Raw genomic sequence first — 7319 nt, 5'->3', positions numbered from 1 at the left:
TGAGCGATGCCCTGAATGAACCCAACAGCAGCGCTCCCAGCACAAACGCGACGAACGGTTTTCACGCCGCGTGCGGCAAGTCCCAAGCAGGCACTTCGGTAAACCGCTCGGCCAGAAAGTCGAGCATCGTGCGCAACGTTGCCGGCATGTGCTTGCGAGAGGCATAGACGGCATACATGCCTACGACCTGCGGCTCGAAATCGGTGAACAGCGGCACCAGTTCCCCCGCCTGCACCAGCTTCGCCGTCAGGTACGTCGGCAACATCGCGACGCCCGCCCCCGCCCTCGCCAGGTACATCAGGCTCGCTGCATCGTTCGTCGACACGTTGCCGCCCACGGCCACCGACACCGGCGCCCCGTCTTCCTTGCGCGTGAAGTTCCATAGGCTGCGGCCGAAGTAGGAATGGGTCAGGCAATTGCGCTGGGCCAGTTCTTCCACGCGCATCGGCTTGCCATGCTCCTGCAGATAGGCCGGCGAGGCGCAGACCACCGAGCGGCACACCGTGAGGCGGCGTGCGATGAGGTTGGGGTCTATTTCCACGGCGACGCGAATGGCGAGGTCGATGCGCTCGTCGACCAAATTCACCGCGCGGTCGAGCAGCACCAGGTCGACTGCCACGCCCGGGTACAGCCGCACGTAGTCGGCCACGGCCTGGGCCAGTTGCGCCTGCGCGAACGAAGTGCTGGCCGTGATGCGCAACTGGCCACGCGGCGCTTCGGCCGGATGCCGCACTGCCGCCTGCATGTCGCCGGTGAGCTCCAGCACCTGGCGGCAACGCGGCAGCAGTTCTTCGCCCGCCGCCGTCAGGCTCAGGCGGCGGGTCGTGCGGTGCAGCAGCCGGGCGCCGGTCCATTGCTCGAGTTCGGCCACGTAGCGCGTGACGACGGGGCGGGACATGTCGAGCTTGTCAGCGGCGGCCGAAAGGCTGCCCGAATCCACCACGTTCACGAACACCCGCATTGCGTTCAATCGGTCCATTCGAACGATTTTAGAAATAAACAAGCGCGCATTTCGAGGTATTTCTTTCGAAAGCAGAAACCTAAGATGCGGTTCATCCCTTCCAAACTTTTTCTTTTTGACTGGAGTTCCTCATGAGCCACATCGCCATCATCGGAGCCACCGGACGCGCCGGTGGCCGCCTTCTCGAAGAAGCGCTGCGTCGCGGCCACACCGTTACCGCCATTGCGCGCAAGGCCAGCGAAACGCTTTCGGGCCGCGCCAACGTGAAGGCCGTCGACGTTGACGCGCTCGACGCCGCCGCGCTCGAAAAGGCAGTGGCCGGCCACGACGCCGTGTTCAGCGCCGCGCACTTCGCCACCGTGCCGCCCGCGGCCATCATCGGCCCCGTCAAGCGCGCGGGCGTGAAGCGCCTGCTGGTGGTCGGCGGTGCGGGCAGCCTGTTCGCGGCGCCCGGCCTGAAGGTGATCGACACGCCGAATTTCCCCGACGCCTACCGTGCCGAAGCCACGGCCGGCGGCGTGTTTCTCGACGCGCTGCGCAGCGAGAAGGAGCTTGACTGGACCTTCCTGTCGCCCTCCGCCGAGTTCGTCGAAAGCGAGCGCACGGGCAAGTTCCGCCTGGGCAAGGACGACCTGCTGGTGAGCGCCGAAGGCCGCAGCTGGATCAGCTTCGAAGACTACGCGATCGCGTTCATCGACGAGTTGGAAAAGCCCGCTCACTCGCGCCAGCGCTACACGATCGGGTACTGATCAATCGATCGGCCGGCCGACCCGGCCGGCAACGAAAAAAGGACCCTCGCGGGTCCTTTTGTCATTGGGTCAAACGGATCAGCGACCGGTCATGTTCTCCGGCACCACCCACTGGTCGAACTGCTCGGCCGTGAGATGGCCCGAGGCGATTGCTGCTTCACGCAGGCTCGTGCCTTCCTTGTGCGCTTTCTTGGCGATGTAGGCCGACTTGTCGTAGCCGATGTGCGTGTTCAGCGCCGTCACCAGCATCAGCGAGCGCTGAACCAGTTCCGTGATGCGTTCGCGGTTCGGCTCGATGCCCACGGCGCAGTGGTCGTTGAAGCTCACCATGCCGTCGGCCAGCAGGCGCACGCTCTGCAGGAAGTTGTGCGCCACCATCGGGCGGAACACGTTCAGCTCGAAGTTCCCCGAGGCGCCGCCGATGTTGATGGCCACGTCGTTGCCGAAGACCTGCGCGGCCAGCATCGTGACGGCTTCGCTCTGCGTCGGGTTGACCTTGCCCGGCATGATCGACGAGCCGGGTTCGTTCTCGGGAATGCTCAGTTCGCCGATGCCGCTGCGCGGGCCGCTGGCGAGCCAGCGCACGTCGTTGGCGATCTTGTTCATGCTGGCGGCGAGCGTCTTCAGCGCGCCGTGGGCATGCACCAGCGCATCGACGCTGGCCATGGCTTCGAACTTGTTGGGCGCGGTCACGAAAGGCAGGCCGGTGATCTTCGCCAGTTCGGCGGCCACCTGCTCGGCGTAGCCCTTGGGCGCGTTGAGGCCGGTGCCGACAGCCGTGCCGCCCAGCGCCAGTTCGCTCAGGTGCGGCAGCGCGGCGCGCACGTGCGCTTCGCCGTGCGCCAGCTGCGCCACGTAGCCCGAGAACTCCTGGCCCAGCGTGAGGGGCGTGGCGTCCTGCAGATGGGTGCGGCCGATCTTCACGATGTCGGCGAAGTCTTCGGCCTTCTTTGCCAGCGTGCCGCGCAGCTTGGCGATGGCGGGCAGCAGCTTGTGGGTGATGGCCTCGACGGCCGCCACGTGCATGGCGGTCGGGAACACGTCGTTGCTCGACTGGCTGCGGTTGACGTCGTCGTTCGGGTGCACCAGGCGCCCTTCCCCGCGCTCGCCGCCGAGCAGTTCGCTGGCGCGGTTGGCCAGCACTTCGTTGACGTTCATGTTGCTCTGCGTGCCTGAGCCGGTCTGCCACACCACCAGCGGGAACTCGCCCGGGTGCTTGCCGGCAATGACTTCGTCGGCCGCGGCCACGATGGCATTGGTCTTCTTTTCGTCCTGCAGGCCCAGCGCGTGGTTCACCACGGCCGATGCGCGCTTGACCTGGGCCAGCGCCTTGATGATCTCGCGCGGCTGCTGTTCGCCGGAAATGTCGAAGTTCTGCAGCGAGCGCTGCGTTTGCGCGCCCCACAGCTTGTCGGCCGGCACGTCGATCGGGCCAAAGGTGTCGCGCTCGGCACGGGTCTTGGGGGAAGTCGTCATGAGAAAAGCTCCGCAGTCTTGGAAAAAGCGCGCCCGCTCGCCGGGCGCGGCGTCGAGTATCGCCCGATAGGAATGGCTCGCATCTGACGAGGACTTTGCATCTTCTCTGACATCGCCTTACGCCTCCAGCATTGACAGCCATCATGCCAAAAAGTTATGATCGAAGGCTTTCGAGGACCTATAAGTCATGTTGATGACGCTGTAGGTCCCACCGGCACTACTCGCGGATCTTGAATCCCGTCGCGGTGCCAGGTTCATCCGCCGGGCTTAGCCCGGCAAAACCGGCCGGATTTTTCCGGCCCCATTGCCACGTCACGCTCTTCCAGGCGGCGCCCCTCGACCAGGCCCGCCGCTCTGCGAATGAAGCATCCGGCGGGCACTGGTTTCGTCGCCACGTCGTCTTCAGTGCCTGTCGGCAGCCTTTGCGGCTCGCCGGGCCATTGCACGCGCATTCAATCACGCGCTCTGTTCGGGCAGCCCATCGGCTGATGGCGTGGCCGTTGCCGCTCTTCGGGGCGGCGCTGTGTCCACCCTTCACAAGGAGCCCCCTGCGTATGGCCAAAGGAATTCTCATCGACCACGTCTTCAAGGTTTTCGGCGACGAGCCGGAGCAAGCCCTGGAGCTGGTCCGGCAAGGCTTTTCCAAGAAGGAAATCCTGGCGCGCACGGGCCAGTCGATCGGCGTGTTCGACGCCACCTTCGAAATCCAGGCCGGAGAAATCTTCGTCATCATGGGTCTCTCGGGTTCGGGCAAGTCGACGCTAGTGCGGCTGCTGAACCGGCTGATCGAGCCGACCGCCGGCCGCATCGTGATCGACGGCGCGGACATCAACGAACACTCCGACGCCAAGCTGCGCGCGCTGCGCCGCAAGGACATCAGCATGGTGTTCCAGTCGTTCGCGCTGATGCCGCACATGACCGTGCGCGAGAACACGGCCTTCGGCCTCGACCTCTCGGGCACCGGCAAGAAGGAACGCCTGGCGCAGGCCGACCTGGCGCTGGCGCAGGTGGGGCTGGCGGGCTGGGGCGACAGCTACCCCGACGAGCTGTCGGGCGGCATGCAGCAGCGCGTGGGCCTGGCGCGCGCGCTGGCATCGGACCCGTCGATCCTGCTGATGGACGAGGCGTTTTCGGCGCTCGACCCGATCATCCGCACCGAGATGCAATCGGAGCTGCTGCGCTTGCAGCAGGAGCAGCGCCGCACCATCGTCTTCATTTCGCACGACCTCGACGAAGCCATGCGCATCGGCGACCGCATCGCGATCATGAAAGACGGGCAGGTCATCCAGGTCGGCACGCCCGACGAAATCTTGCGCAGCCCCGCCGACGACTACGTGCGCAGCTTCGTGCGCGGCGTGGACGCGGCGGCGGTGTTCAAGGCGGCGGACATCGCGCGCAAGTCGCTCACCGTGGTGTGCGAGCACCCCGAGCGCGGTGCGCGCGCGGCATTGAAGCAACTGGAAGACCAGGACCGCGACTACGCCTACGTGACCAGCCCGAACAAGCGCTACCTGGGCACCGTGTCGGCCGACACGCTGCGCGCGGCGCTCGACGGGCATTCGGGCCCGCTCGGCCTGCGCCATGCGTTCCTGAACGACCTGGGCGTGATCGAGGCCGACGCCCCCGTGGCGGGACTCATCGGCCAGGTGGGCCAGGCGCCCTGCGCGGTGCCTGTGGTCGCGGCGGATGGCCGCTTCTGCGGTGCGATCAGCAAGACGACGCTGCTGAAGTTCCTCGACCGCGACACGCCGCCCATCGACCCGGCGCACCAGCCCCAGCAACCCCTGCCCGTCACTGCCACCGTGGCCGCCGCCTGACCGACTGACTTCGAAGGATTTTTTCTGATGAACGACACCGCACTGCCTTCCGAATTCACGCCGCTGAACGACGCCGCCACCGCCCTGACGCCGCAGGTGCCAGCACCGGCGCCCGCACCCATCGTCGACCCGTGGGAAGCCCTGTCGGCCGCGCCCGATGCATCGGCCACCAGCGCTTGGCTCGACGCGCCCGCCAACGCCGCCCATCAGCTGGCAGCCGGCTCGGCCGACGCCGCCACCAATGGCTTTCAACTCCACCGCCTGTGGGACGGCTCGCTGCCCGTCGAAGCCTGGATCAACCAGGGCCTGGGCTGGGTGGTCGAGCATTTCCGCCCCTTCTTCCAGACTGTGCGCCTGCCCATCGACAGCACGCTGAACTGGGTGCAGGGCCTGCTGACCGGCCTGCCCACGCTGGCCATGATCGCGCTGATCGGCCTGCTGGCCTGGCAGTTCGCCGGCCGCGCGCTCGCCATCGGCACCTCGGTCGCGCTGCTGCTGGTGGCCATGCTCGGCATCTGGCCCGAAGCCATGGTCACGCTGTCGCTGGTGTTGACCTCGCTAGTCTTCTGCATGGTCATCGGCCTGCCGCTGGGCGTGCTGCTGGCCAGCAGCGACCGGGCCCAACGCCTGATGCGCCCCGTGCTCGACGCGATGCAGACCACGCCTGCCTTCGTGTACCTGGTGCCGGTGGTGATGCTGTTCGGCATCGGCAACGTGCCGGGCGTGATCGTCACGATCATTTTCGCGCTGGCCCCGCTGGTGCGCCTGACCAACCTGGGCCTGCGCCAGGTGCGGCCCGACCTGATCGAAGCGGCGCGCGCCTACGGCGCCTCGCCCTGGCAGATGCTGGTGAAGGTGAAGCTGCCGCTGGCGATGCCGTCGATCATGGCCGGCATCAACCAGGCGTTGATGCTGTCGCTGTCGATGGTCGTCATCGCCTCGATGATCGCCGTGGGTGGCCTGGGCCAGATGGTGTTGCGCGGCATCGGCCGGCTCGACATGGGCCTGGCGACCGTGGGCGGCCTGGGCATCGTGCTGCTGGCGATTTCGCTCGACCGGCTGACGCAGGCCATGGGCAAGTCGCGCCGCAGCGCCGGACGCCGCTGGTGGCACACCGGCCCCGCCGGCTTTGCGCTGCGCCTGCTGCAGCGCCTGGTGGGCACGCCTTCGCGCGGTGCGAACGAGCCCGTTCCCGCTTTGTCCACGCAAGCGCAATGAGCGGCCACGAAGGAGTCCGACGCATGAAGAAGAAAACCCATCTGCGCATCGCACGCAGCCTGCTGGCCCTTGGCCTTGTCGCCTTCGGCGCGGTCGCACAAGCCGGCGGCAACGACCTGCCCGGCAAGGGCATCAAGGTGCAACCGCTGAAAAGCTCGCTCGCCGAAGAAGCGTTCCAGACGCTGCTGGTGTCGCGCGCGCTCGAAAAGCTGGGCTACACCGTCGAGCCCATGAAAGACCTGGAGCCCGCCACCGAGCACCTGGCCATTGCCAATGGCGACGCCACCTTCATGGCCAACCACTGGAGCCTGCTGCACGCGGACTTCTACAAGAACAGCGGCGGCGACGCCAAGCTGTCGCGCACCGGCGTGTACTCGGACGGCGCGGTGCAGGGCTACCTGATCGACCGCAAGACGGCCGAGCAATACAACATCACGAACATCGCGCAGCTGAAGGACCCGGCGATTGCCAAGCTGTTCGACGCGGACGGCGACGGCAAGGCCGACCTGACGGGCTGCAACCCCGGCTGGGGCTGCGAGCTTGCCATCGAGAACCACCTGACGGCCTACCAGTTGCGCGACACGGTGACGCACAAGCAGGGCAGCTATGCGGCACTGATGGCCGACACGATTGCCCGCTTCAAGCAGGACAAGCCGGTGCTGTACTACACGTGGACGCCTTACTGGGTGAGCGCGGTGCTGCGCCCGGGTGCTGACGTGGTGTGGCTGCAGGTGCCGTTCTCGTCGTCGCAGGGCGGCGAGAACGTCGACACGCAGTTGCCGAACGGCAAGAACTACGGCTTCGAGGCGAACCGTGAGCAGATCGTGGCGAACAAGGCGTTCGTCGAGAAAAACCCGGCGGCGGGCAAGCTGTTCGAGGTGATGAAATTGCCCATCGGCGACATCAACGCCCAGAACCTGCGCATGAGCCAGGGCGCGAACACGCAGCAGGACGTGGAGCGCCACACCGACGGCTGGATTCGGGTGCATCAGGCGCTGTTCGACGGCTGGGTCGCGGAGGCTCGGGCTGCGGCTCGGTAGGCGCCTGTCTGCTGTCTCTTGCGGGGGCGCTGCTGTTCAGTTTCATTCGGGGCGACGC

General features: G+C 66.6%; 6 protein-coding genes. 4 read left to right on the top strand and 2 right to left on the bottom strand.

Translation table 11 applies throughout. The features are described 5' to 3' along the window. Window positions 1–61 precede the first annotated feature (61 nt). The gene (locus DBV14_RS01985) at window positions 62–979 is read right to left on the bottom strand and encodes a LysR family transcriptional regulator (protein WP_124457523.1); all 918 of its coding nucleotides are present in this window, start codon (window positions 977–979) and stop codon (window positions 62–64) included. A 113-nt stretch (window positions 980–1092) separates the two neighbouring features. Between DBV14_RS01985 and DBV14_RS01980 the strand changes: the two genes are divergently transcribed. Further along, the gene (locus DBV14_RS01980; RefSeq protein ID WP_124457522.1) at window positions 1093–1710 is read left to right on the top strand and encodes an NAD(P)-dependent oxidoreductase; all 618 of its coding nucleotides are present in this window, start codon (window positions 1093–1095) and stop codon (window positions 1708–1710) included. A gap of 78 nt (window positions 1711–1788) precedes the next feature. Here the strand turns inward: DBV14_RS01980 and fumC are convergent, their stop codons facing one another. Next, on the bottom strand, window positions 1789–3186 hold the full coding sequence (fumC, locus tag DBV14_RS01975) for a class II fumarate hydratase (RefSeq protein ID WP_124457521.1): 1398 nt from the start codon (window positions 3184–3186) through the stop codon (window positions 1789–1791). A gap of 554 nt (window positions 3187–3740) precedes the next feature. Between fumC and proV the strand changes: the two genes are divergently transcribed. From proV to proX, 3 genes are read left to right on the top strand one after another with little or no spacing between them, the layout of a single operon-like run. Then, complete coding sequence (proV, locus tag DBV14_RS01970; RefSeq protein ID WP_124457520.1) at window positions 3741–5003, top strand: glycine betaine/L-proline ABC transporter ATP-binding protein ProV; 1263 nt, start codon at window positions 3741–3743, stop codon at window positions 5001–5003. A gap of 27 nt (window positions 5004–5030) precedes the next feature. Continuing rightward, entirely contained in the window at window positions 5031–6221 is a 1191-nt protein-coding gene (proW, locus tag DBV14_RS01965) for a glycine betaine/L-proline ABC transporter permease ProW (RefSeq protein WP_124457519.1), read from the top strand. A 23-nt stretch (window positions 6222–6244) separates the two neighbouring features. Beyond that, window positions 6245–7261, top strand: coding sequence for a glycine betaine/L-proline ABC transporter substrate-binding protein ProX (proX, locus tag DBV14_RS01960; RefSeq protein WP_124457518.1), 1017 nt, complete (start codon window positions 6245–6247; stop codon window positions 7259–7261). The last annotated feature ends 58 nt before the right edge of the window (window positions 7262–7319 follow it).

It is taken from the genome of Variovorax sp. KBW07, from assembly GCF_003852515.1.
GTDB lineage: Bacteria > Pseudomonadota > Gammaproteobacteria > Burkholderiales > Burkholderiaceae_C > Variovorax.
Note: the sequence above shows the minus strand (reverse complement) of the source record. Positions and strands in the feature narration are given on the sequence as shown.

Coding starts and splice junctions, on each gene's coding strand:
- DBV14_RS01985 (WP_124457523.1), bottom strand. CDS start 979: ATGGACCGATTGAACGCAATGCGGGTGTTCGTGAACGTGGTGGATTCG.
- DBV14_RS01980 (WP_124457522.1), top strand. CDS start 1,093: ATGAGCCACATCGCCATCATCGGAGCCACCGGACGCGCCGGTGGCCGC.
- fumC (WP_124457521.1), bottom strand. CDS start 3,186: ATGACGACTTCCCCCAAGACCCGTGCCGAGCGCGACACCTTTGGCCCG.
- proV (WP_124457520.1), top strand. CDS start 3,741: ATGGCCAAAGGAATTCTCATCGACCACGTCTTCAAGGTTTTCGGCGAC.
- proW (WP_124457519.1), top strand. CDS start 5,031: ATGAACGACACCGCACTGCCTTCCGAATTCACGCCGCTGAACGACGCC.
- proX (WP_124457518.1), top strand. CDS start 6,245: ATGAAGAAGAAAACCCATCTGCGCATCGCACGCAGCCTGCTGGCCCTT.